The sequence below is a fragment of the Oceanicola granulosus HTCC2516 genome, assembly GCF_000153305.1.
GTDB lineage: Bacteria > Pseudomonadota > Alphaproteobacteria > Rhodobacterales > Rhodobacteraceae > Oceanicola > Oceanicola granulosus.
Map to the genome: position 1 here is coordinate 462,043 of NZ_CH724107.1, position 25,295 is coordinate 487,337.

Here is a 25,295-nt window from a genome sequence, read left to right on the forward strand (position 1 = left end):
CCTGACGAAAGCCTAGGAAAGAGGGTGGCTCATGGCTCTGGCAATGACGGACAAGGTTCTGGCCGATGCGGTCTGGCCCGAGGCGGCGCGCGGACGGCTGCTGCGGCAGGCGGCGCTGGTCGTGGCGGGCGTGGTCTTCATGATCGCGATGGCGAAGATCCGGGTGCCCATGTGGCCGGTGCCGATCACCATGGGCACCTTCGCGGTGCTGACGCTGGGCGCCGCCTACGGCCCCCGCCTCGGCCTGGTGACGATCCTCGGCTACCTGCTCATCGGCGCGCTCGGCTTCGACGTGTTCGCCTCGTCGGCGGCCGACAATGCCGGCCTGAGCTACATGCTCGGCGGCACCGGCGGCTACCTGGTCGGCTACGTGCTCGCGGTCGCGGCGCTCGGCATGGCGGCGCGCGCGGGTTGGGACCGGTCGGTCGGCGGCATGGCGGCGGCGATGCTGCTGGGCAACGCGATCATCTACGTTCCCGGCGTCGCCTGGCTCGGCGTGCTCTACGGCTGGGACCAGCCGCTGCTGCAGTGGGGCCTGTTCCCGTTCCTCATCGGCGATGCGCTCAAGCTCGGCCTCGCCGCGCTGCTGGTGCCCGCCCTGTGGAAGCTGGTCGCCAAGGCCCGCGGCTGACCCGGCCGACCGGATCAACGATACGGGGCGCGGGAGCCATTCCCGCGCCCTTTTCATGTGCCGGAGCGCCATGAGCCCGCGGCGCCCGCCCATCCTGCAGCCCGCGATCCCGACCGAGCTGCGCGCCGCCGCGGCGCTGCCGCTGCCCCGGATGCAGCCCGTCGCCGGCCCCTGGATCACCGTCGACGCCGCCTACGCCGCCCAGATGGCCGAGCGCGCCCGCCTCGCAGCCGAACACGGCCCCGGCGTGCTGCGCGCCCTCGACGGCAGCGCCCCCGCGCTCGACGACCTGCTCGACACCGTGCTCGCGGCCCTCGACGACCACCCCGCCTTCGCCCGCGACGGCGCGGCGATCCGCTGCCCCGACGGCCGCCGCGTCACGCCCGAGCGCGCGCGCCCGCTCGAGAGCCTCAACGCGCTCCTCGCCGAAGACCTGTGCCTGCTCGAGAAGCGCGGCGACGAGCACGTCCTGACCGCCGCCGCCCTCTGCTTCCCCGCCGGCTGGACGCTCGCCCAGAAGATCGGCCGGCCGCTGACCCGCATCCACCGCCCCGTGCCGCCCTACGACGACGACATCGCCCGCCGCGTGCAGCGCTTCTTCGACGCCGCCCGCCCCGGCCGCCCGCTCTGGCGCGCCAACCTGCACGGCTACACCACCCCCGACCTCTACCTGCCCCTGCGCGAGGACGAGCCGAAATCCAAGATCTCGGCCCGCCCCGCCTACCTGCGCAGCGAACGCCAGACCGTCCTGCGCCTGCCCGCCTCCGGCGCGGTCCTGTTCGCCATCCACACCACCGTCACCCGCGCCTGACGCCCCCATTCTCTGTCCGGCAAATATCCTCGGGGAGAGCGCGAGAGGGGCAGACAGCCCCTCTCGCCCCCGCCGGCCACGCGCGGCACGCACGAAAAAAGGCGCCCCCGCGAGGAGGCGCCTGTCCAGTCCCGGGAATGCGGGGACCGGTGTTCAGCAGCTGTAGTACAGCTTGAACTCGATCGGGTGCGGGGTGTGCTCGTAGGCGTACACCTCTTCCCACTTCAGGCCCATGTAGCCCTCGATCTGGTCCCGCGTAAAGACGTCGCCGACGAGCAGGAAGTCGTGGTCCGCCTCGAGCTCCTCCAGCGCCTCGCGCAGCGACGCGCAGACGGTGGGGATGCCGGCCAGCTCCTCGGGGGGCAGGTCGTAGAGGTCCTTGTCCGACGCCGGGCCCGGGTCGATCTTGTTCTTGATCCCGTCGAGGCCGGCCATCAGCAGCGCCGCGAAGCACAGGTAGGGGTTGGCGGACGGATCGGGGAAGCGGGCCTCGACGCGCTTGGCCTTCGGGCTCTCCGCCCACGGGATCCGGACGCAGCCCGAGCGGTTGTTGGCCGAGTAGGCGCGCAGCACGGGGGCCTCGAAGCCGGGAATCAGGCGCTTGTAGGAGTTGGTCGAGGGGTTGGTGAAGGCGTTGAGCGCCTTGGCGTGCTTCAGGATGCCGCCGATGAACCACAGGGCTTCCTCGGAGAGATCGGCGTACTTGTCGCCCGCGAAGAGCGGCTTGCCGTCCTTCCAGATCGACATGTTGACGTGCATCCCCGTGCCGTTGTCGCCGGCGATGGGCTTGGGCATGAAGGTCGCCGTCTTGCCGTAGGCCTGTGCGACGTTGTGGATGACGTACTTGTACTTCTGGATCTCGTCGGCCTGCTTGGTCAGCGAGTCGAAGACCAGCCCGAGCTCGTGCTGGCACGAGGCGACCTCGTGGTGGTGCTTGTCCACCTTCATGCCGAGCTTCTTCATGGTCGAGAGCATCTCGGAGCGGATGTCCTGCGCGTCGTCGATCGGGTTGACCGGGAAGTAGCCGCCCTTGACGCCCGGCCGGTGGCCGGTGTTGCCCATCTCGTACTCGGTGTCGGTGTTCCACGAGGCGTCGATCGCGTCGACCTGGTAGGAGACCTTGTTGGTCGTGACCGCGAAGCGGACGTCGTCGAACAGGAAGAACTCCGCCTCGGGGCCGAAGAACGCGGCGTCGCCGATGCCGGACGACTTCAGGTAGGCCTCGGCGAGCAGCGCCGTGCCGCGCGGGTCGCGGTTGTAGGGCTCGCCGGTGTCGGGCTCGACGACGGTGCAGTGCAGGCAGAGCGTCTTCTCGGCGTAAAACGGGTCGATATAGGCGCTGTCGGTGTCGGGCATGAGCTTCATGTCGGACTGGTCGATCGACTTCCAGCCGGCGATGGACGAGCCATCGAACATGAAGCCCTCCTCGAGGAAGTCCTCGTCGATCTGGCTGACGTCGATGGTGACGTGCTGCAGCTTGCCGCGCGGGTCGGTGAAGCGGACATCGACGTACTGGACGTCTTCGTCTTCGATGAGTTTGAGAACGTCGGCGTTGCTCATGGGTCTGGATTCCCCTTGTTGGTAATCGTGTCTTGGGTGCGGGCGGTCAGAGGGCGTCTTCGCCCGTCTCCCCGGTGCGGATGCGGATCGCCTGGCTGATGTCGGAGACGAAGATCTTGCCGTCGCCGATCTTGTCGGTCTTGGCGGCGGCGATGATCGCGTTGATCGCCGCCTCGGCGAGATCGTCGGAGAGAACCACCTCGATCTTCACCTTCGGCAGGAAGTCGACGACGTACTCGGCGCCGCGATAGAGCTCGGTATGGCCCTTCTGGCGGCCGAAGCCCTTCACTTCCACGACCGACAGGCCCTGGACGCCGGCCTCCTGGAGGGCCTCCTTGACCTCGTCCAGCTTGAACGGCTTGATGATCGCTTCGATTTTCTTCATCGACCGGCACTCCCTTGTCCTCGGCGCTGGGGGCGTGAGACCATCCCCTGCCGGCGGGCACAATCGGGCGAGCCTGCGCGGCCGCGTAGGGCGCGTGCTTTCCGGGCCGCACGCCTCGCGAATGGGCGGATGGCACAAAGATTGGGCAGTTTGTGAAGGTGGCGATGGGCGAGGTGCTGTTGAGCGCGCAGATGCGCGAGATCGAGGCGGCGGCGATGGCCGGGGACCGCGTCACCGGCGCGGAGCTGATGGAGCGGGCGGGGTCCGAGGTCGTCGCGGCGGCGCGGGCGGCGTGGCCCGAGCTCGCGGCTGGCGGCCGGGCGCTGGTGCTGGCGGGGCCGGGCAACAACGGCGGCGACGGCTTCGTCATCGCGCGCCTGCTGGCGGAGGCCGGCTGGGAGGTGGCGGTACAGGTCCAAGGCGACCGCGCCCGGCTCGGCCCGGACGCGCAGGCGATGGCCGCGGCGTGGCGCGGGCCGGTCCTGCCGCCGGAGGCGCGGCCGGAGGCGCCGCTCGACCTGGCGGTCGACGCGCTCTTCGGCACCGGCCTCTCGCGCACCATCCCCGACGCAGCCGCGCAGGCGCTGCGTGCCGCGCGCGCGCGCGCCGCGCGGCTGGTCGCGGTGGACTGCCCGTCCGGGCTCGACTGCGACAGCGGCCGGCTGCACCTGCCCGAGGACACGGCGGCCGACGACATCGCCGCCGATCTCACCGTCACCTTCCACCGCCCCAAGCGGGGGCACTATCTCGGGCAGGGGCCCGAGGTCTGCGGGCGGCTGGTGATCGCCGACATCGGCCTGCCCGCCGCCGCCACCGCGCCCGAGGCGCTGCCGCCGCCGGGCCGGATACGGCTGGTGGCCCGTGCGCCGGGCTGGCCGGCGGCGCTGATCGCCGCGACGCGGCCGGGCGTGCACAAGTATGACCGGGGCCACGCGCTGGTGCTCGGCGGCGGCGTCGGCAAGGGCGGGGCGGCGCGCATGGCGGCGCGCGCGGCGCTGCGGATCGGGGCGGGGCTGGTGACGGTCGCGGTGCCGCCGGCGGCGCTGATCGAGAACGCGGCCCAGCTCAACGCGATCATGCTGACGCGCCTCGCCGATGCCGGCGCGTTGGCGGAGATGCTCGGGGACGACCGCCTGAGCGCGCTGTGTCTCGGCCCCGGGCTCGGCACGGGCGAGGGCACCCGCGCGCTCGTCGGCGCGGCGCTGGCGGCGGAGCGCTTCACGGTGCTCGACGCGGACGCGCTCTCGAGCTTCCGCGACGACCCGCCCGCGCTGTTCTCCCGCCTGCACCCGCGCTGCGTGCTGACGCCCCACGAGGGCGAGTTCGCGCGCCTGTTCCCCGACCTCGCGCAAGGCGCGCGCGCCGCGGCCGGCCGCTCGAAGGCGGACGCCGCCGCCGAGGCGGCCGAGCGGGCGGGCTGCACCGTCCTGCTCAAGGGCCCCGACACGATCATCGCCAGCCCCGGCGGCCACCTGTCGCTCAGCGCCTCGCTCTACGAGCGGCGCACCACCTGGCTGGGCACTGCCGGCGCGGGGGACGTTCTGGCGGGAATGATCGCCGGCCTCGGCGCGGCGCCGGGCGCGAAGGCGCACCTGGTGGCCGAGGCGGCGGCGTGGCTGCACGTGGAGGCGGCGCTTAGCTTCGGCCCCGGGCTGATCGCGGAAGACCTGCCGGAGGCGCTGCCGGGGGTGCTGCGCGGGCTGCGCGGGCTGTGAGCGCCGCGCGCGGGGCGCAGAGCCGCCGCCGCCGCGGTCCGGGGAGAAGGTCAGACCGCGGCGGAGGCCACTTCGAGACCGTCGGCGTAGAGCACGTGCTGACGGTCGAAGACGAGATCGTAGACGCGGGCGGTGGTGCGCGCGGCGGGCGAGATGAACTCGCCGTCGATGAGCCGGCGGGCGGGAACCATCGCGGCGCGGGCGCCGAACATCGCCTCGGCGCGCCAGTCGCGGATATGGACGAGAGCGTCGGGGGCGATCAGCATGTCGCGGTCGGGGCGGGTATGGCCGAGGGAGCCGGCCTTGATGCGGATCGGCGTCAGCTCGACGTCGCGCACCCGCACCTCGCGCAGCACGGCCATGCCGCTGTCGCGCGTGATGATGCGGTCGCCCGCGCCGAGGTGCTCGACCGGCAGTTCGCCGTCCATCGTCATCAGCGAGGTGCCGGCACAGAAGCCGGTGACCTCTTGCGTGGTGTCGACGCGCGCGCCGCCGGCGGCGGCGCCTGCCGTGTTCGTCTCCAGGTCCATGGCGATTTTCCGCTCTTGGTATGTCTGCCTCAGTCTTCTCGCCATAATGTGTCAAAAAAGAGTTTACGTCAGGCCCAATTGCGGGCGATGACGCGCCGTGTGCGGCTTCTTTGCCCCACATTTGACTTGAACCCGGGGCGCTTGCGCGCGACATCCAAGCCTGTGCGGGTGTGGCGGAACTGGTAGACGCACCAGATTTAGGTTCTGGCGCCGCGAGGCGTGGGGGTTCGAGTCCCTTCACCCGCACCACCTTCCCCGGATGCCCCGCCAAGCTTGCACTCCGGCGCGATCCGTGGCCCCTGTCGCTGCGACAGCAGTGATGGAGGACGAGATGGCGGATGTTGCAGCCGTGGGCGGCTACGAGGGCGAGGACAGGGCGGCGCTCGAGGCGATGGGGGCGGTCTTCTACGACGACCTCGGCGCGCTGGGAGATGCCGGCGAGGACGCGCGGGGCGCGGTGCGCGTGGTCGCCTACAAGCACCACCAGCCCTTCGACGGCGAGATCATGGACCGGCTGCCGCAGCTCGGGCTGATCGCCAACAACGGCGTCGGCTACGACGCCATCGACGTGGACGCGGCCAAGGCGCGCGGCGTGCGCGTCACCAACACGCCCGACGTGCTCAACGACGACGTCGCCGACCTCGCGGTGGCCATGCTGCTGATGCAGGCGCGCGACCTGTGCGCGGGCGATGCCTGGGTCCGGCAGGGCAAGTGGGCCGAGGAGGGGGCGATGCCGCTGGCGCGCAAGGTCGCGGGCAAGCGCGCCGGGATCTGCGGCCTCGGCCGGATCGGGCGCGAGATCGCCGACCGCCTCGCCGCCTTCAAGCTCGAGATCCACTACCATTCGCGCCACGAGAAGGAGACGCCGGCGGGCTGGACCTACCATGCCGACCCGGTGTCGCTGGCCGGGGCGGTCGACTTCTTCGTCATCGCCCTCGTCGGCGGACCCGACACGGAGAACTACGTCGACGCGGGGGTGATCGAGGCGCTGGGACCGGAGGGGGTCATCGTGAACATCTCGCGCGGCACGGTGATCGACGAGAGCGCGATGCTCGACGCGCTCGAGGCGGGACGGCTGGCGGGCGCGGGGCTCGACGTGTTCCGCGGCGAGCCGCAGGTCGACGCCCGCTTCGCCCGGCTCGGCAACGTGGTGCTGCAGCCCCATGTGGGCTCGGCCACCGGCGAGACGCGCGCCGCGATGGGGGCGCTGCAGCGGCGCAACGTGGCGGCGTTTCTCGCCGGAGAGGAGCTGCCGACGCCGGTCGTCTGAGACGGAGGGAGGGGGGCTTCGCCCCCCGCTGCCGTCGGCAGCTCCCCCCAGGATACTTCCAGGACAGAGGGGGCGGGTCAGGTGCCGATGGTGACCCGGGGCTCGGCGTCGAGAGCCTTGGCGAGGGCTTCGAAGCGCGAGGCGGCGACCTCGCCGTAGAGCGGGCGGGCGTGCTCGGTCAGGTGCAGGGAGAGCACGCGCGCCTGGTCGTCCCAGGCGAGGCGGCCGGGCGCCTCGTCGGCCTTCATCCAGAGCATCGCGCCGAAGCGCATGGCGCGGCCCAGCACCGCGGCCTCGGCCTGCTCCCCCGGCGTCAGCAGGGCGAAGAGCGGCTCGTAGACGGTGCCCTCGCGCTTGGACGAGTAGCGGTGCAGCAGGGCGAGGCCCAGGTAGATGCGCTCGGCATGCTTGAGGCCGCCGAGGTTGGCGCGGGTGGCGTTGTCGAAGGTGATCTCGGCGCGGTAGTCGGGGTGGGCGCGCCAGGAGACGTCGTGGAGCAGGCAGGCGGCCTTGATGATGCGCTTCTTCTGCCAGTCGGCGTCGGCGAAGAGCGGCATGACGAAATCGTAGAGCGTGCGCCCGAAGCCCGGCGTGCGCGCGTCCTTGGCCTCGGCGAAGCGGGCGGCCTCGATCAGCGGGTCGCGCTTGCGCAGCTGGTCGGGCATCTGCTCGTAGAGCATCCCCTCGCGGATGCCGTAGGAGGACACGGTGATGTCCTTGGGCTCGAACACCCGCACCAGCTCGGCCAGCACCGGCGCGGCGAGCGGGATCAGCGACATCCGCGCGTCAGAGATGTTGCAGCGCCCGCGCAGCTCCTGGAGATCCGACTTGGCGACGTAGGCGGCGGTGCGGTCGACGTCGCGCGCGGTCATGCGGTACTCGTGGAGCACGTGGAGCGGGTAGTCGCGCCGGTCCATGTCGATGCGCGCGATCGCCCGCCAGGAGCCGCCGACGAGGAACAGCCGCTGCCCGGTCGGCCGGCCCATCCGCTCGAACAGGTCGGCCATGGTCTCGGCGACATGGGCCTCGAGCTGCTTGCGGCCGCCGTGGATGCCCTTGAGCTTGAGCGGGCCGAGCGCGGAGGTCAGGCGGCGGCCGACCTCTCCGTCGTGGAGGTCGGCGAGCTCCATCGAGGAGCCGCCGATGTCGCAGACGAGGCCGTAGCTGCCGGGCCAGCCGAGCAGCACCCCCTGCGCCGACAGCCGCGCCTCCTCGGCGCCGTCGATGACGAAGATGTTGACCCCGGTCTCGCGCTCGATCTCCTCGCGAAAGGCTGGCCCGTCCTCGGCGTCGCGCATCGCCGCGGTGGCGACGGCGGTCAGCGGCGAAATGCCGAGGCTGTCGGCGAGGGCGGCGAAGCGGCGGATGGCGGAGAGCGCGCGCACCTTGCCCTCGGGGTTGAGGCGGCCCGTCTCGCCGAGGCCGCTGCCGAGCCCGGCCATGACCTTCTCGTTGTAGAAATAGGCCGGCGAGCGGGCGGCGCCGTCGAAGATCACGAGGCGGACCGAGTTGGAGCCGACGTCGATGACCCCGACCTTGGAGAGGCCGAGCGCCTCGGCCTCCTGGAACAGCGGCCGGCCGAAGGGGCCGTAGTCGATGCCGTCGGAGCCGATCTCGTTGGGGGGCTGGTTCATGCCGCCTCGCGCGCTTGCCGGGACAGTCCCGTGGGTGGGCGTTCGCGGCCGCGGCGGCCGCATCGGTCGCAGTCCGGCGAGAGATAGCGTGAATCGCCGCGCCGTGCAGCCACGACGTGCCAAACCTCGCCCGGCCGCACAAGACCGCACCGCATGGCCGGCATGAGCGGGGGTTACTGGCGAACGGGCGCGAACCGGGCTAGCTTCGGGAGCGAACACGGAGCTCGGAGAGGACGCACCCTTGGCGAAAAGCTATGACATGATCGTAATCGGCGCCGGCCCCGGCGGCTACGTCGCCGCCATCCGCGGCGCGCAACTGGGCATGAACGTGCTCTGCATCGAGCGCGAGCATCTCGGCGGCATCTGCCTCAACTGGGGCTGCATTCCGACCAAGGCGCTGCTGCGCTCGTCGGAGGTGTTCCACCTGATGCACCGCGCCAAGGAGTTCGGGCTGAAGGCCGAGGGGGTGGGCTACGACCTCGACGCCGTGGTCAAGCGCTCGCGCGGGGTGGCCAAGCAGCTCTCGGGCGGCATCGGGCACCTGTTCAAGAAGAACAAGGTGACCTCGCTGATGGGCGAGGCGCGGATCGCCGGCAAGGGCCGCGTCGTGGTCAAGACCGACCAGGGCGAGGAGGAGGTCTCCGCCCCCGCCATCGTCGTCGCCACCGGGGCGCGGGCGCGCGAATTGCCCGGGCTCGAGGCCGACGGCGATCTGGTCTGGACCTACAAGCACGCGCTGCAGCCGCCGCGGATGCCCAAGAAGCTGCTGGTGATCGGCTCGGGCGCCATCGGTATCGAGTTCGCGAGCTTTTACAACACGCTCGGCGCCGAGACGACGGTGGTCGAGGTGATGGACCGGATCCTGCCCGTCGAGGACGCCGAGATCTCGGCCTTCGCCAAGAAGCAGTTCAAGAAGCAGGGCATGAAGATCCTGGAGAAGGCCATGGTCAAGAAGCTTGACCGCGCCAAGGGCAAGGTCACCGCTCACATCGAGAGCGGCGGCAAGGTCGAGACGCAGGAGTTCGACGCCGTCATCTCGGCCGTCGGCATCGTCGGCAATACCGAGGGGCTGGGCCTCGAGGAACTCGGCGTGAAGGTCGACCGCAGCCACGTCATCGTCGACGAATATTGCCGCACCGGGGTCGAGGGCGTCTACGCCATCGGCGACATCGCCGGCGCGCCGTGGCTGGCGCACAAGGCGAGCCACGAGGGGGTGATGGTCGCCGAGCTGATCCACGGCAAGAACAAGGTCCACCCGGTCCGCCCCGAGAGCATCGCCGGCTGCACCTACTGCCAGCCGCAGGTCGCCAGCGTCGGCTTCACCGAGGCGCAGGCCAGGGAGAAGGGCTACGACATCAAGGTCGGCAAGTTTCCGTTCATCGGCAACGGAAAGGCGATCGCGCTCGGCGAGCCGGAGGGGATCGTCAAGACGGTCTTCGACGCGAAGACGGGCGAGCTGCTCGGCGCGCACATGGTCGGGGCGGAAGTGACCGAGCTGATCCAGGGCTACGTGGTCGGCCGCCAGCTCGAGACGACCGAGGAGGACCTGATGGAGACGGTCTTCCCGCATCCGACGCTGAGCGAGATGATGCACGAGAGCGTGCTGGACGCGTACGGGAAGGCGATCCACTTCTGAGTTGGGGCCATCGGGGTGCGCAATGAATGCGCACCCTGTGGTGGTGTGGGCCCCGTAGGCCGGGCTTCAGCCCGGCTGTCGCACCGCTGGTGTTGCCGCATGACTGGCTACGGGCGGGTTGCGCGATGAATGCGCCCCCTCGCTCACTTGTCCGGTACCACCTCCACCGTGTCGCGGCCGACGATGCGGCGGTCCTCGCGCAGGTAATAGCGGACCTCGTAGCGCCCGGGGGCCTCGGGGAGGTCGATCTCGAGCGGATTGCCGTCGCGGGTGTAGGCGTAGCTCTCGTAGCCGTCGTCGCCGGGCAGGCCGATGCCGATGAAGTCGTTGTGGTTGTCCGGCCCGTCATGGCCGACGATCAGCGTCTGGCCGGCCACGCCCTCGGGCGGGAACACGAGGCGCACGGCGATGTCGCTGACCTCCAGCGGGATGCGCGTGACGATGCGGCGGTCCTGGTCGAGGTAGTAGCGCACCTCGTACTGGCCGGGCTGGGCCGGGACGGCGACCTCGGCGGGGTTGCCGTCGCGGGTGTAGGCGTAGGAGGCGTAGCTGTCGTCGCCGACGGGGCCGATGGCGATGAAGTCGTTGCGGTAGCCGGGCCCGTCCCACGTCACCGGCAGGGTCGAGCCGACGGGGGCGCTGGCGGGCGCGGAGAGTTCGACCTTCAGCGGCGTCAGGGTGATCGGCACCGAGGCGATCTGGCGGCGGTCCTGGCCGAGGTAGTAGCGGATCTCGTAGCGGCCCGGCTCGGTCGGCATCTCGAGCGCCGCGGGGGCGCCGTCGCGGGTGTAGGTGTAGTTGACGTAGCCGTCCTCGCCGACCTCCGACACCGCGATGTAGTCGTTGCGGTAGCCCGGCCCGGTCCACTCGACACTCACCGTCTCCCCCGCCGCGGCCTCGGCCGGGGCCGAGAGCGTCGCGCCGACCGCCGCGACCTCGATGGGCCGGCGCGCCAGCGGCACCCGGTCCTGGCCGAGGACGTAGCGGAGCTCGTATTGGCCCGGCTCGGTTGGCAGCTCCAGCTCGAGCGGGTTGCCCTCGCGGGTGTAGGTGTAGTTGACGTAGCCGTCGTCGCCCACTTCCGACACCGCGATGTAGTCGTTGCGGTAGCCCGGCCCGGTCCAGTCGACGGTGATCGGCTCGCCGGCCGCCGCGCTGTCGGGCGCGTCGAGGCTCGCCTCCACCTTCGTCACCTCGATGGGGCGGGCGGCGAGCTGCGCGCGGTCCTGGCCGAGGACGTAGCGGAGCTCGTAGCGGCCCGGCGCGGTGGGCAGCTCCAGCTCGAGCGGGTTGCCCTCGCGGGTGTAGGTGTAGTTGACGTAGCCGTCGTCGCCCACTTCCGACACCGCGATGTAGTCGTTGCGGTAGCCCGGCCCGGACCAGCCGACGGTGATCGTCGCCCCGGCGGGGGCGCTCTCGGGCGCGACCAGATCGGCGGCGACGGCGGTGACCTCGAGGGAGGCGCGGGCGAGGACGACCCTGTCCTGGCCCATCACGTAACGCACCTCGTAATCACCGGGCTCCGTCGGCAGCTCGAGTTCGACCGGGTTGCCCTCGCGGGCGTAGGTGTAGTTGACGTAGCCGTCGTCGGTGGGGAGCGACACGGCGATGTAGTCGTTGCGGTAGCCCGGCCCCTCCCAGCCGACGTCGATCGTCGCCCCGGCCTCGGCGCGCGCGGGCAGGGTGAGCGCGGCGCCGACCTGCTCCACCACGATGGGCCGCGACGCGACCACGCGGGCATCCTCGCCGAGCACGTAGCGCAGCTCGTAGGCACCCGGTTCGGCGGGCAGGGTGAGCGGCAGGGGATTGCCCTCGCGCACGTAGGTGTAGCCCTCGTAGCCGGGATCGCCGACGCGGGCGACGGAGACGTAGTCGTTGCGATATCCCGGCCCGTCCCAGCCGACGTCGATGGTCTCGCCCACCGGCGCGGCGTCGGGCGCGGTGAGGGCGGCGGCGATGTCGATCACCTCGATCGGGCGGGTCAGGATCGTCTGGCGGTCGAGGAAGCGGTAGCGGACCTCGTAGGCGCCCGGGTCGGCGGGCGCGGTGAGGGTGAGCGGGTTGCCCGAGCTCGTGTAGCGGAAGTCGCTGTAGCCGCCGCCGACCGGGCCGACCTGGATGTTGTCGAGCCTTTGGCCCGGCCCCTCCCACGTCACCTCGAAGGGCGCGCCCGCGGCGACGGTTTCGGGCGCGTCGAGCGACAGCGGCGCCTCGGTCACCTCGATCATGCGGGTGGCGATGACCTCGGAATCGTGCAGCACGTAGCGCAGCTCGTAGGTGCCGGGCGTGGCGGGCATGATCAGCGGCACGGGGCTGCCGTCCTTGGTGTAGGTGAAGTCGTGATAGCGGCCGTTCAGCTCGCCGACCTGGATGTTGTCGAGCGGCTCGTCCGGCCCGTCCCAGCCGACCATCACCGTCGAGCCCATCGGCGCGTTGTCGGGCGCGTCGAGGCGGGCGGTGGGCAGGGGGGTGTCGAAGACCACCTGCACCGTCTGGACGGGCGCGTCGGTGAGGGTGACGCTCTGCTCCTGCACGATCTCCTGCGCGACCCAGTAGGCGTGGACGAGGTAGGTTCCCGGCATCAGCTCGGCCTCGAGGGGGTTGCCCTCCGCCTCGCTCAGCTGCGCCGCGTCGCCCTGCCAGACGTCCCAGATCACCGGCCAGTCGAGCAGGCCGCCGTCGTCGAGCACCGCCTCGAAGGTGACGGACGCCGCCACCGGCTCGGGCTCCACGACGACGCTCATCGCCTCGCTGAGCTCGCCGGCATTGGCGGCGGTGGTGAAGGTGCCGCCGGTCTCGTCGGCGATGCACTGCATCTGGCCGAGCGCGTCGGGGTCGGTGACGTCGAAGCCGATGACGTGGGCGGTGAAGTCGATCCCCGCCTGCTCGAGCGCGCGGGCGGCGGCGCAGGGGTCGGGGTTGCAGGTCTCGATCCCGTCGGAGACGAGCACCACGGTCGCGCGCTCCTCGGTGTAGCGCAGCGCCTCGGCGGCGGCGATGATGGCGTCGGTCATCGGGGTCTTGCCGCGCGGGTTGATGCCTTCGACCACCTCGACGATCTGCCCCGCCGTCCCCGTGGCAGGCGCGACGACGGTCTCGATGTCGGTGCAGTCGCCGCGCGTGCGGTGGCCGTAGACGGTCAGGCCGAGGTTCTGGTCGGCGGGGAAGTCGCCGAGGATCTCGCTGACCACCTCCCGGGCGATGACGATCTTGTTCACCCCGTCGATCTGCCCCCACATCGACCCCGACCCGTCCATCACCAAGATCGTGTTCGGCCGCTCCTGCGCCGCGAGCGCGAAAGGCAGCAGAAGCAGGGCGAGGAGGGGGGCAATCAGGCGCATCGGAAATCTCCCTAGAGGTGCAATGACCTCAGGGTTAGCGCGCAGGGTGAGTCGGGGCTAGGGGGGAGGCGAGGGTACCTCTACGAGATCCTTTGCCGTCCGCGATCTCTGATTATGCAACTAGGCCAATCTGCAGCTGCCGCATTCAATTCACGTGCCCATTCCTCAAAGAGGATGAGGTAACCCCGTCGGTCTTGGTGCCGATAAGAGCAGACAACGACACCAGCAAGGTTCTCATCTTCGCCATCTATCCAACAGCGAGCAATGGAATGTAGGAGTTGATTACAAAGCTCCCGCAGACCGACGTCGACAGGCAGGCCGATCCGCTGGTCAAAGTTTACTGAACCAACTGTGTTACGCCAAACTGAGGCTTCAGGAGGTGCCTCAGTCGAAAAGGTACGGATGCTGAGTTGCCTGCCTGCAAATTCGTCTGTCAGCTTGCGGTCTTCTATTAGCTTTCTGAGGACTACCGCCGAGTAGAGCAGGGCACGCTCGATCTCGAAGGGGATATCGTCACCAACAGGCCAAAGTGGCGCATCCTGTAGGGTGACCGCGAACTGCCGCAGCTCGGTCCGCCAAGGGGCACTTTCATACATGCCTGTTATACCCAGTCCTCGAGACGGAGATGCTACGCCCGCCGAGAGGCGAGCGTAGATAGTTCGAGGTCAGCCGAAGTTGCCGTAGACGCTGTCGAGGACTTCCTCGAGCGTCAGGTCCGTCAGCAGCAAGGCGGCATCCTCGCCGTCGACGGTGAAGTTGATCATTCCGCTGCCGATGAAGGGGCTGGAGCCGCCGAAATCGGGCGTCTCGTCGATGTCCCAGCCCTTGAGCTCGATCAGGTCGCCCTCGCGCATGTCGATGACGTCGAGGCCGTCGATCTTGTTCTTCTTGAAGACGAACGTGTCGTCGCCGGAGCCGCCGTCGATGCTGTCCTCGCCGGCGGAGACGACGATGCGGTCGTCGCCCTTGCCGCCGCGCACCCGGTCGTCGCCGGAGCCGCCGTCGAGGCGGTCCTCGCCGCGGTTGCCCTTGATGAAATCGTCGCCGGAGCCGCCCTTGATCTTGTCGTCGCCGGAGCCGCCCTTGAGGGTGTCGTCGCCCGAGTTGCCCTTGATGTTGTCGTCGCCCGAACCGCCCTTGACGTTATCGTCACCCGAGCCGCCGCGGATGCGGTCGTCGCCGGAGTTGCCCTTGATCGAGTCGTCGCCCCTGTTGCCCTTGAGGGTGTCGTCGCCGGTGCCGCCCTTGATGAGGTCGTCGCCGCCGCGTCCCTTGATCGAGTCGTCGCCGCCGAGGCCCTCGATCTTGTCCTCGCGCATCGTGCCGCGGATCGTGTTGTCGCCGGCGGTGCCGATGTAGTTCCGGGCGGGGGCGCTGTAGTCGACCTCGTCATCGTAGGCGTCGATGGTGAACTTCTGGTAGGACGGCGTGTCGTTTGACGGGCCGAAGTCGAAGACGTCGGCACCCGCGAAAGACGGATAGATGGCCATGTGGGTAATCCCGTTGAGGCAGCGCAAATGCTGCAGGCAAAGATGTTGAAGACGACACTACCAGCCGCTCCTGCAGCTGTCTACGCACCGCCCCGTGGGCCGGCGGCGGCGCACCGCCTCACTCGGCGGCGCGCAGCGGCAGCAGGGGCTGGTCGGCAGGGTAGACGGGCGCGGGGGTGTCGCCGCTGTCCTCGGTCCAGACGATCTCGGGGTGGCGGATCTGGCGCGCCTCCCGGTTGAGCGCCCAGTCGCGCGCCGCCCGGCTGCCGCGGCCGAACGAGAGCCGCGCGAGCAGGCGCGACAGCCAGCGCGCGTAGGTCGTCACCCAGACCCGCAGCGCCAGCATCGAGGGCGTGAAGACCAGCGTCAGCACCGTCGCGATGCCGAGGCCGAAGACCACCGCCGTGGCGAGCTGCGTCCACCAGAGCGCGGTCGGCGAGCCCACCGAGTAGCCGCCGCCGAAGAAGTCGATCGACAGCCCGAACATCATCGGCGTCAGGCCCGCCATCGTGGTGATCGTGGTCAGCAGCACCGGCCGCAACCGCTCCTCGGCGGTGCGCACGATGGCCTTCAGGCGCGGCATGTAGGCGGCGTATTCCTGGTAGGTGTCGATCAGCACGATGTTGTTGTTCACCACGATCCCCGCGAGCGCGACGATGCCGGTGCCGGTCATGATGATCGAGAACGCCTGGTCCATCACCAGCATTCCGATCAGCACGCCGGCCGTCGACATGATGACCGCGAGCAGCACCAGGACGGCGTTGTAGAACGAGTTGAACTGCGCCAGCAGGATGATGAACATCAGCCCCAGCGCGCCGATGAAGGCGGTCATCAGGAACGCCTGGCTCTCCGCCTGGTCGGCCTGGTCGCCGGCCCATTCGTAGCCGATGTCGCCCGGCAGCGCGCCTGCGTCGGCGAGCCAGGTCTCGAGCTCGGCGATCCGCTCGGTCGGGGTGATCGGCGTGACGCGCAGCTCGTCGGCCTGGAGACGGCGCTCGACGTCGGCGAGCGCGACGCCGGCGGTGAGGTCGCTCACCTGGTAGCGCGTGCCGTCGGCCCCGGTGAGGACGGGATTGCCGTTGTCGCGCACCCGCACGTCGTCGCCGATCTCGCGGGCGTAGGCGAGCACGTTGCCGGCCTCGTCGGGCAGGGCGATCTCGTCGCCCGGCTGCGCCTCGAGGGCGACGAAGCCCGGCTCCACGTCGGCGCGGATCTCGAAGTAGCGCTCCTGGTCGATCCGGTCGATCTGGGCGAGCTTCTCGACCGGGGTCAGCGTGATGAAGTTCGACAGCGGCACCAGCCCGTCGGGCGTGCGGACCCGCAACGTCTCGAGGGTGGAGAGCACGCGCTCGTCCTCGGGGAAGCGGACGCGGATCTCGATCTCCTCGTCGGAGCTGTCGACGCGCATGGTGTCGAGCAGGATGCCGCGCGTGACGAGCTGCACCATCGCGCCGACGGCGGCGACGCTGGCGCCGAACTGGCCGGCGCGCTCGACGTCGACGTCGATCTGCCAGTCGATGCCGGGCAGGGGCAGGGTGTCTTCCACGGCGATCAGGCCGGGCATCTGGTCGAAGTAGGCGCGGGTCTGGGCGACGGCGCCGGTCAGCGCTGTCCAGTCGTTGCCCTTGAGGCGCAGGGTGATCGGCTTGGCCGCGCCGGGGCCCATGGCGAGGTTGAGCGCCTCGGTGCGCAGCCCCGGGATCGCGTCGAGCCGGTCCTGCAGCCGCTCCATCACCACGTCGCCGTCGAGCTCCTCGAGCGTCACGTCGGGATTGGCGGCCACGAAGGCGGGACGGTCCTCCCACGGAACGAGCTCGAGCTGGAGCTGGCCGATCGTGTCGGCCGGCCCGGAGGCGCCGGCGGTGTTGGAGTTGAGCCCGCCGTCGCCGGCGAAGGCGAAGACGGTCTGGATGCCGACCGTGTCGAGCGCGACCTCCTCGGCCTGGCGCACGAGCGCGTCCTTCTCGGCGAGGCTGAGGTTGCCGCGGGCCTGGACGTAGATGATCGACTGCTCGGGCTCGCTGTCGGCGAAGAATTCGACGCCGTTGGAGTTCTCGCCGAAGTAGCCGAAGGTGAAGACCACGAAGCCGACGACGGCGGCGATGGTGACGAGCGGCATGACCGGGTTGCCGGTGATGAGCCGGATCACCCAGCCGAACGGCGTGTGCCCGCGCTCGGCGCGCACGGTGCGCGGCTTGCGCTGGAACTTCACCGAGTCGAGCGCGATGGACAATCCGATGACCGAGGCGAGGAACAGCGCGATGCCCGGCAGGCTGTCGGCGAGGCCCGAGGTCTGGACCGCGCCGCCCGCGAGGTAGGCCGGGTTGAGGATCAGCATCGCGCCGAGGAAGGTCAGCGCGCCCGCCACCGGCACCAGCAGCGCCCGCACCGCCCACGGCAGGCTACGGCGCAGCCCGTTGGCGGCGCGCCCGAAGCTGCGGCTCATCCGGCCGGTGATGCCGCCCATGATCGGCAGGAAGATCAGCGCCACGATCAGCGAGGCGCAGAGCACGAAGATCAGCGTGACGGGGAGCATCCCCATGAACTGCCCCGGCAGGCCCGGCCAGAACAGCATTGGCAAGAACGCGCAGAGCGTGGTGGCGGTGGAGGAGACGACGGGCCAGAACATCCGCTTGGCGGCGTCGGTGTAGGCGTGCATCGGCCCGACGCCCTCCTCGATGCGCTTGTCGGCGTACTCCACCACGACGATCGCGCCGTCGACGAGCATCCCCACAGCGAGGATCAGGCCGAACATCACGATGTTGGAGATCGTCACGTCCATCACCGCGAGGAACGCGAAGCAGAGCAGGAACGACGTCGGGATCGCGAAGCCCATGAGCAGCGCCGGCCGGGTGCCGAGCGCGGCGAGCACCACGATCATCACCAGCGCCACCGCGGTGAGCACCGAGCCCTCGAGCTGGCTGACCATGGAGGCGATGGTGCGGCTCTGGTCGTTGGAGGTGCCCACGTCGATCGCGTCGCGCAGCTCTTCGGGCCAGGCGGCGCGCTCGGCGGCGACCTCCTGCTGCACGAGCGCCGACGTGTCGATGACGTTGAAGCCCTTGCGCTTGACCACCTGCAGCGCGACCGTGTTGACCCCGTCGAAGCGGGCGGTGCTGGTGCGGTCCTCGAAAGTGAGCCGTATCTCGGCGAGCTCTCCGAGCGTCACCTGGCGGTCGCCGTCGCTCTTGACGACGAGCTCGTAGATGTCCTGCGCCTCGTCGAAGCTCGAGGGAATCTTGATGGCGAAGGCGCCCTGTTCCGTCTCGATCTCGCCGGCGGCGATGAGCTGGTTGTTCTGGGTCACCACGTCGATCAGCTCGGTCGCGGTGACGTTGTAGGCCTCGAGCCGCAGCGGATCGATGATGACCTCGAGCATCTCGTCGCGCTGCCCGGTGAGCGAGGCCGACAGCACCGGCTCCAGCCCCTCGAGGCGGTCCTGCAGGTCCTTGGCGACGCGCAGCAGGGTGCGCTCGGGTACCCGGCCGGTGAGGTTGACGATCAGGATCGGGAATTCGGAGAAGTTGATCTCGTTGATCGTGTACTGGTCGGCGCCCTCGGGGAACTGGCCCTGCACGTTGTTCATCGCGTCGCGCACGTCGGCCATGGTCTGGGTCTTGTCCCAGCCGAACTCGAACTCGAGCGACACCCCGGCATAGCCCTCGGAGGCGGTCGAGGTCATCGTCTTGAGCCCGTCGATGTCGGCGAGCTCGGTCTCCATCGGCTTGACGAGCAGCGTCTCGCTGTCGGCGGCGGAAATGCCCTGGAACGGAACCGAGACGAAGAGGGCGGGGATCTCGATGTCGGGCTCGCCCTCCTTGGGCAGGCTGACATAGGCCGTCGCGCCGGCCACGACGGACAGCACGATGAAGGCCATGACCATCCGCGCCCGGGAGGCGGCCCAGTCGATCAGTCCGTTCATCCCTCGTTCTCCCGGTAGGTCGGATCGACCGGCACGCCGTCGATGACGTATTCCTGCCCGACGACGATCACGTCGACGCGCTCGGGCAGGCCGCTGACCCAGATCCCCTCGCCGCTGTCGCGCACCATCTGGACCGGCATGAAGGCGGCGGTGGAATCGTCGGCGACGGCGCGGATGCCGAGGTCGCCGTCGTCGTTGAGCGTGAGCGCCGATTGCGGCAGCAGGTGGGCGTCTTGGCCCTCGGCGCGGATCATGATCTCGACGGTCTGCCCGTCGCTCACCGAGAGGTCGGCGTTGTCGACCGTCACCTCGACGCGGAAGGTGCGGGTGGTCTCGTCGGCGGAGCGCGCGAGGTAGGTGACCTCGCCGCGCAGCTCCTCGCTCGCCGAGGCGAGGCGGGCGACGGCGGGCGCGCCGAGCTCGACCTTGCCGACGCCGATCTCGGGGACGAAACCGACGAGGCGGATCGGGTCGAGCTGGATGATCGTGGCGCAGAGCCCGCCGGCCTGCAGCAGGCTGCCCCGCTCGGCGGCGTCGGTCTCCATCAGGCCCGCGAAGGGCGCCGTGATCCGGAGCCGGTCGATCTCGCGCTCGGAGCTTGCCACCTGCGCCTGCGCCGACACGATGGCCGCCTGCGCGCCCTGCACGGCGGCGACGGCGCCCTCGACGCCGGCCTCGGCGCCCTTGATCCCGGCGGTGGTGCTCGACAGGGTCGCCTGCGCCGACGACACCGACGCCCGCGCGCTCTCGAGCGCGGCCTCGGCGTTGGCGAGGCGGGTCTCGCTGGCGAAGCCGTCCTCGCTGAGGCGGCTGGCGGCGTTGTAGTTGATCTCGGCCTCGGCGAGCCGGGCCTCGGCCTCGGCGAGGCGGGCCTCGGCCTCGGCGACGCGGGCGACGGCCTCGGCCTGCTTGGCCTCCGCCTCGGGCACCCGGGCCTCGGCCTCGGGCAGCCGTGCGCGGGCCTCGGCGAGGCGGCCGAGCGCCTCGTCGAGCGTCGCCTGCCGGGCGCCGGGATCGAGCTCGCAGAGCAGGTCGCCCTCCTCGACGTAGCTGCCCTTGTCGAGCGGCTCCGAGATCACCAGCCCCGATGTCTCCGCCCGAACGTCGACGCTGCGCGCCGCCTCGGTGCGCCCGCGCAGCACGACGGCGTCGTCGATCGTGCTCGCCTGCGACGTCATCGCCACGACCGACACCGCCTCGGGGCCCTCGTCGGGCATGGCCACCTCGGCGGGCGCGTCCTCGACCGACACCTGCGCGATGGCGAGCAGCGTGCCGCGGTCGACCACCACGAAGTAGACCACAACCGTCACGAGGATGGCCGTGAGAATTGGCATGAGACGCATGGGCGATCGTCCGTTGGGTCTGTTACTGAACCTGTCAGTTCACTTAGCGACTTTGTGCCGTAGCGCAAGCATCGCACACCCAGCTTTACGCTGAACGGGCCGGTTCAGATGAATTTTGTTGCAGGAGCGCGCAAAAAAGCCCGGCCGCGCACGTCGCGCGGCCGGGCTGGAGGGGCGAGGGCGCGCGCGTGGCGCGGCCGTGCCGGGGGGGTCAGTCGCGAACCGGACGCCCCATGGCGGCGCCGGCGACGGCGGCGATCAGGCCGAGCAGGGAGGCGATGAAGGCGCCCATGGCGGCGGTGCTGGCGGCGTCGACGGCGGTATCGAGCGCCTCGGCGGCCGCCTGGCGCGCTTCGTCGAGCGCGTTCTGCGCCGCGGCGGTGGCTTCCTCAAGCTGCGTCTCCACCTCGGCGATGAAGCGCTCGGCCTCGGTCTCGGTGATGCCGAAGCGCTGCTCCATGACCGCGATCGCCTCGGCGCGATCTTCCTCGCCGAGCACGCCGCCGCCGCCGAACAGCGTGCCGACGAAGTCGTCGATCTCCTCGGCCGCCGTGCCGGGCTGCGCGACGATCTCCGACGCCGTCTGCTGCGCGGCGTTCACCGCCCGGCGCTGCTCGGACTGACTGACCACCTCGCGGAAGATGTCGCGCGCCTGAGCCTGGAACGCCTCCGGCGTCAGGCCCTCGGCCTCGAGTTGGGCACGGAGGTCGTCGGGCAGCGCGTCCATGCCCATCTGCGGCAGCGCCAGGTCGGGCACCTGCACGTCCTCGGGGATCACCGCCTGCGCCGCGCTCGACACGCCGCTGGCGGCGCTGCCGAGCAGCGAGCCGGTCATGTTCACGAGGCCCATCGAGGCCGAGACCGCGAGCCACGCGGCGGCGAGGGTGGTGACGGCCCAGACGGCGGCGCCGTGCAGGTAGTTGCCCATCTTGTGCAGCACGCCGCCGAGGCGGCCGGCCGCGTAGCCGCCGCCGAGCAGGGCCAGCAGCTGCGAGATCACGATCCACCACGGCGCAACGGAGGGAACCGCGCCCACGGGCTCCGCGTCGGTCGGCTCGAGCGCGGCGAAGCCCCACCAGAGGCCGAGCAGCGACAGCAGTATGAAGAGCGCGAGCGCGATGGCGGTGCCGGCAAAGATGGCGCTCCACGAGGCGCGGCCGCCCCGGTCGAGAGTGGATTCAGCGGCCATCGCCGCGCTTGTCGTTGCTTTCATTGTTCAACTCCGGGCAGGTGCATATCTGCGGAGGGAATGCCGCTCCCGCAGCCGAAGTTCCGCGATCTGGGCGGGTTCCCACCGATCCGCCCGCCCTTGTCCCGCCGCGCCGCTTCGCGATAAGAGGGCCCGAACCAGCGTTCGGCCCCTCAGCGGGCATCCGGGAGGCACGGCATTGAGCAACAACGAGAGCTTCATCGACGAGGTCAACGAGGAGGTCCGCCGCGACCGGCTCTACGGCTATCTCCGCCGCTACGGCTGGATCGCCGCGCTCGTGGTGGTGCTGATCGTGGGCGGGGCCGCGTGGTCGGAATGGAGCCGGGCGCGCGAGCAGGCCCGGGCGCAGGAGCTCGGCGACGCGCTGCTCGCCGCCGCCGAGATGGAGGACGCCGAGGCCCGCGCCGCCGCGCTCGAGGCGCTGGCGCCCGAGGGGCCGGCCGTCGCCGTCGCGGGGATGCTGGCCGCCGAGGCGCAGGCCGAGGCCGGCGACAGCGCCGCCGCCACCGCCACGCTCGCCGCGCTCGCCGACGATCCCGAGGTGCCGCCGCTCTACCGCGATCTCGCCGCGCTCAAGGCGCTGATGCTCGATGAGACGATGTCGCCCGCCGAGCGCGCCGCCGCCTTCGGCGAGCTCGCCCGCCCCGGCGCGCCGTTCCGCATGGTGGCGCTCGAGCAGCAGGCGCTCGCCGAGGTCGCCGCCGGCGACGCCGAGACCGCGCTCGACACACTGGCCCGGATCATTCGCGACGCCGACGTCTCGCAGGACTTGCGCGACCGCGCCACTACGCTGATGGTGGCCCTCGGCGGCGAACCCGAGACGCTGGCCGGGGCCGGTGCCGGCGGCGCGAGCGTGACCGCCGAGCCGGCCGCCGAGCAGTGAGCAGGGCAGGCGCGCCGCACGAGACGGAACCGAGGCGAGGGGCGACAGGCATGAGATCGACGACCAAGACGGGCCTCGCTCTGACGCTCGCCCTGCTGGCCGCCGCCTGCGGCGCTCCCGACACCCGGCTCCCCGGCGAACGGCTCGGCCTGCGCGCCTTCGACAGCGCCCCCGATCCGGCCGCCATCCGCGCCGCCCAGCCAAACACCGCCCGCGCCATCGCGCTGCCCGCGGCGCGCGTCAACGCCGCCTGGACCCATCGCGGCGGCGAGGCCGACCACTTTCTCGGACACGTCGCGCTCGGCCCGACCCCGACGCTCGCCTTCCGCACGCCGATCGGCGCGGGCGACAGCCGCCGGGCCCGCATCACCGCCGACCCGGTCGTCGCCGACGGCCGCGTCTTCACCCTCGACGCCAACGCCACCCTCAGCGCCACCGCCGTCACCGGCGAGCCGCTCTGGGCAGTGTCCGTCGCGCGCCGGCTCGACGCGGCCACCGATGCCTCGGGCGGCGGGCTCGCCTACGCCGACGGCGTGGTCTACGTCACCACCACCTTCGGCGAGCTGATCGCCATCGACGCGGCGACCGGCGGCGAGTTCTGGACCCAGGACCTCGACGCGCCGGGCGGCTCCGCGCCCACCGTCTCGGGCGACCTCGTCTACGTCGCGGCGCGCAACGGGCGCGCCTGGGCGATCGACCGGGGCAACGGCCGGATCCGCTGGACGCTCGCCGGCACGCCCTCGCCCGACGGCTTCGACGGCGGCGCCGGCGCGGCGGTGTCGGGCGGCTACGCGCTGTTCCCGTTCCCCTCGGGCGAAGTCGTCGGCGCCTTCGCGCAAGGCGGCATCCGGCGCTGGTCGTCCTTCGTCGCCGGCCGCCGGCTCGGCCGGGCGGGGGGCTTCGTCACCGACATCTCGGGCGATCCCGTCGTCGCCGACGGCCGGGTCTATGCCGGCAACGTCTCGGGGGCGCTCGACGCGCTCGACCTCGAGACCGGCGAGACGATCTGGTCGGTCACCGAGGGCGCGCTGAGCCCGGTGGTGCCGGTCGGCGATTCCGTGTTCCTCGTCAACGAGGTCAACCAGCTGGTCCGCCTCGACGCCGCCACCGGCGCCCCGATCTGGCGCCAGGAGTTGCCGACCTTCGTCGAGCAGCGCTTCAGCCTGTTCCGCAAGCCCAACCGGCTCCATGCCCATTACGGCCCCGTCCTCGCCGGTGGCCGTCTCGTCGTCGCCTCCTCCGATGGCCTGCTGCGCTTCTTCGACCCGGTCTCGGGCGCGCTGACCGGCCAGAGCGAGCTTCCCGGCGGCGCGACCACCAACCCCGTCGTCGCGGGCGGTGTGCTCTACGTGGTCAACAAGGACGGCGAACTTCTCGCTTTCCGTTGACGCGGTGAGGGTGTATCGGCCCGGCTTCCCAACCCGAGGCGCGCCATGAGCTTCACTCTCGCCATCGTCGGACGCCCCAACGTCGGCAAGTCCACCCTGTTCAACCGCCTCGTCGGCAAGCGGCTGGCGCTGGTCGACGACCAGCCCGGCGTCACCCGCGACCTGCGCGAGGGCGAGGCAAGGCTCGCCGACCTGCGCTTCACGGTGATCGACACCGCCGGCCTCGAGGAGGCGACCGACGAGAGCCTGCAGGGCCGGATGCGCCGGCTCACCGAGCGGGCGGTCGAGATGGCCGACGTCTGCCTGTTCCTGATCGACGCCCGCACCGGCGTGACGCCCACCGACGAGGTCTTCGCCGATATCCTGCGCAAGAAGAGCGCCTACGTCATCCTCGGCGCCAACAAGGCCGAGGGCCGGGCCGGGGAGGGCGGTCTGCTCGAGGCCTATGCGCTCGGCCTCGGCGAGCCTATCGGGCTGTCGGCGGAGCATGGCGAGGGCATGGCCGACCTGCTCGAGGCCCTGCGCCCCGTCGCCCGCGAACATGCCGGGCGCGCCGAGGAAGCCGCGCCGCTGACGGATGTCGACGTCAGCGACGACGACGGCGAAGAGCTGCCCGACTGGCGCCCCACCGAGGCGCGCCCGCTGCAGGTTGCCGTCGTCGGTCGGCCCAACGCGGGCAAGTCGACGCTGATCAACCGCATCCTCGGCGAAGAGCGCCTGCTCACCGGCCCCGAGGCTGGCATCACCCGCGACTCGATCTCGCTCACGCTCGAGTGGGAGGGCACGCCCGTGCGCCTGTTCGACACCGCCGGGATGAGGAAGCGCGCCAAGGTGCAGGACAAGCTCGAGAAGCTCTCCGTCGCCGACGGTCTGCGCGCGGTGCGCTTCGCCGAGGTGGTGGTGGTGCTGCTCGACGTGGAGATCCCGTTCGAGCAGCAGGACCTGCGCATCGCCGACCTCGCCGAGCGCGAGGGCCGCGCGGTGGTGATCGCGGTCAACAAGTGGGATCTCGAGGGCGAGAAGCAGGACAAGCTGCGCGAGCTGCGCGCCGAGTTCGAGCGGCTCCTGCCACAGCTGCGCGGCGCGCCGCTGGTGACGGTGTCGGCCAGGACCGGCCGCGGCCTCGACCGGCTCCACGCCGCCATCCTGCGCGCCCACGAGACCTGGAACCGGCGCGTGCCGACGGCGGCGCTGAACCGCTGGCTGAGCGAGGTCGTCACCGCCCACCCGCCGCCCGCGCCCGGCGGCCGCCGCATCAAGCTGCGCTACGTGACCCAGGCCAAGACCCGGCCGCCGGGCTTCGTGGTGATGTGCTCGCACCCCGACCGCATCCCCGACAGCTATAGCCGCTACCTGGTGAACGAGCTGCGCGACGATTTCGACATGCCGGGCACCCCGATCCGCCTGTTCCTGCGCGGGCAGGGCGACAAGAACCCGTTCAAGAACCGCAAGAAGTCGACTCCGTCGCGGCTGAGGAAGCACCTGGGCAAGGCGCCGTACAAGGGCTTCTGACCGGGCAGGGGGCGGCTGCCCCCGCCGCCGCCGC

Annotated in this window: 17 protein-coding genes and 1 tRNA gene; 9 read left to right on the plus strand and 9 right to left on the minus strand. The window is 70.9% G+C overall.

Annotation, left to right across the window (positions count from 1 at the left end):
* The first annotated feature begins 31 nt into the window (after positions 1–31).
* Both OG2516_RS02300 and OG2516_RS02305 read left to right on the plus strand, forming a co-directional pair.
* Positions 32–631, plus strand: a complete 600-nt coding sequence (locus tag OG2516_RS02300; protein WP_040614893.1) for a biotin transporter BioY — start codon at positions 32–34, stop codon at positions 629–631.
* Between the two features lie 70 nt (positions 632–701).
* On the plus strand, positions 702–1,442 hold the full coding sequence (locus OG2516_RS02305; RefSeq protein ID WP_007253994.1) for a heme-dependent oxidative N-demethylase family protein: 741 nt from the start codon (positions 702–704) through the stop codon (positions 1,440–1,442).
* A gap of 153 nt (positions 1,443–1,595) precedes the next feature.
* Here the strand turns inward: OG2516_RS02305 and glnA are convergent, their stop codons facing one another.
* Positions 1,596–3,002 carry a type I glutamate--ammonia ligase gene (gene glnA, locus OG2516_RS02310; RefSeq protein WP_007253995.1) on the minus strand — a complete coding sequence of 469 codons (1,407 nt, stop codon included), beginning with the start codon at positions 3,000–3,002 and terminating at the stop codon, positions 1,596–1,598.
* A 46-nt stretch (positions 3,003–3,048) separates the two neighbouring features.
* Positions 3,049–3,387 (minus strand): P-II family nitrogen regulator, encoded by a 339-nt coding sequence (locus tag OG2516_RS02315; RefSeq protein ID WP_007253996.1) that lies wholly within the window; start codon positions 3,385–3,387, stop codon positions 3,049–3,051.
* Between the two features lie 164 nt (positions 3,388–3,551).
* Between OG2516_RS02315 and OG2516_RS02320 the strand changes: the two genes are divergently transcribed.
* A complete protein-coding gene (locus tag OG2516_RS02320) occupies positions 3,552–5,102 on the plus strand; it encodes a bifunctional ADP-dependent NAD(P)H-hydrate dehydratase/NAD(P)H-hydrate epimerase (protein ID WP_040615358.1) in 1,551 nt (516 codons plus the stop codon).
* A 50-nt stretch (positions 5,103–5,152) separates the two neighbouring features.
* Here OG2516_RS02320 and OG2516_RS02325 read toward each other — a convergent pair whose 3' ends face one another.
* A complete protein-coding gene (locus tag OG2516_RS02325; RefSeq protein ID WP_007253998.1) occupies positions 5,153–5,632 on the minus strand; it encodes a Hint domain-containing protein in 480 nt (159 codons plus the stop codon).
* A gap of 164 nt (positions 5,633–5,796) precedes the next feature.
* Here OG2516_RS02325 and OG2516_RS02330 point away from each other — a divergent pair.
* Positions 5,797–5,881 (plus strand) — tRNA-Leu (locus OG2516_RS02330).
* 82 nt (positions 5,882–5,963) lie between these two features.
* On the plus strand, positions 5,964–6,902 hold the full coding sequence (locus OG2516_RS02335; RefSeq protein WP_040615360.1) for a 2-hydroxyacid dehydrogenase: 939 nt from the start codon (positions 5,964–5,966) through the stop codon (positions 6,900–6,902).
* A gap of 77 nt (positions 6,903–6,979) precedes the next feature.
* Here the strand turns inward: OG2516_RS02335 and OG2516_RS02340 are convergent, their stop codons facing one another.
* Positions 6,980–8,536, minus strand: a complete 1,557-nt coding sequence (locus OG2516_RS02340; RefSeq protein WP_007254000.1) for a Ppx/GppA family phosphatase — start codon at positions 8,534–8,536, stop codon at positions 6,980–6,982.
* Between the two features lie 259 nt (positions 8,537–8,795).
* Here OG2516_RS02340 and lpdA point away from each other — a divergent pair, with 259 nt between their 5' ends.
* Positions 8,796–10,172 (plus strand): dihydrolipoyl dehydrogenase, encoded by a 1,377-nt coding sequence (lpdA, locus tag OG2516_RS02345; protein WP_007254001.1) that lies wholly within the window; start codon positions 8,796–8,798, stop codon positions 10,170–10,172.
* A gap of 143 nt (positions 10,173–10,315) precedes the next feature.
* Here lpdA and OG2516_RS20840 read toward each other — a convergent pair whose 3' ends face one another.
* The 5 genes from OG2516_RS20840 to OG2516_RS02370 form a co-directional block, all read right to left on the minus strand.
* On the minus strand, positions 10,316–13,513 hold the full coding sequence (locus tag OG2516_RS20840) for a VWA domain-containing protein (RefSeq protein WP_007254002.1): 3,198 nt from the start codon (positions 13,511–13,513) through the stop codon (positions 10,316–10,318).
* Positions 13,514–14,178: 665 nt separating this feature from the next.
* Entirely contained in the window at positions 14,179–15,003 is an 825-nt protein-coding gene (locus OG2516_RS18835; protein WP_007254003.1) for a calcium-binding protein, read from the minus strand.
* 118 nt (positions 15,004–15,121) lie between these two features.
* Complete coding sequence (locus tag OG2516_RS02360) at positions 15,122–18,925, minus strand: efflux RND transporter permease subunit (protein WP_007254004.1); 3,804 nt, start codon at positions 18,923–18,925, stop codon at positions 15,122–15,124.
* The gene (locus tag OG2516_RS02365) at positions 18,922–20,268 is read right to left on the minus strand and encodes an efflux RND transporter periplasmic adaptor subunit (protein ID WP_007254005.1); all 1,347 of its coding nucleotides are present in this window, start codon (positions 20,266–20,268) and stop codon (positions 18,922–18,924) included. Before OG2516_RS02365 ends, OG2516_RS02360 begins: the two co-directional genes overlap by 4 nt.
* 211 nt (positions 20,269–20,479) lie before the next feature.
* The gene (locus tag OG2516_RS02370) at positions 20,480–21,481 is read right to left on the minus strand and encodes a hypothetical protein (RefSeq protein WP_156799261.1); all 1,002 of its coding nucleotides are present in this window, start codon (positions 21,479–21,481) and stop codon (positions 20,480–20,482) included.
* A gap of 175 nt (positions 21,482–21,656) precedes the next feature.
* On the opposite strand from OG2516_RS02370, the gene OG2516_RS02375 reads away from it, so the two are divergent.
* The 3 genes from OG2516_RS02375 to der are packed head-to-tail and all read left to right on the plus strand — an operon-like array spanning position 21,657 to position 25,261.
* Positions 21,657–22,361 (plus strand): tetratricopeptide repeat protein, encoded by a 705-nt coding sequence (locus tag OG2516_RS02375; protein WP_007254007.1) that lies wholly within the window; start codon positions 21,657–21,659, stop codon positions 22,359–22,361.
* A 50-nt stretch (positions 22,362–22,411) separates the two neighbouring features.
* Positions 22,412–23,749 (plus strand): outer membrane protein assembly factor BamB family protein, encoded by a 1,338-nt coding sequence (locus tag OG2516_RS02380; RefSeq protein ID WP_007254008.1) that lies wholly within the window; start codon positions 22,412–22,414, stop codon positions 23,747–23,749.
* A gap of 45 nt (positions 23,750–23,794) precedes the next feature.
* Positions 23,795–25,261 (plus strand): ribosome biogenesis GTPase Der, encoded by a 1,467-nt coding sequence (der, locus tag OG2516_RS02385; protein ID WP_007254009.1) that lies wholly within the window; start codon positions 23,795–23,797, stop codon positions 25,259–25,261.
* The last annotated feature ends 34 nt before the right edge of the window (positions 25,262–25,295 follow it).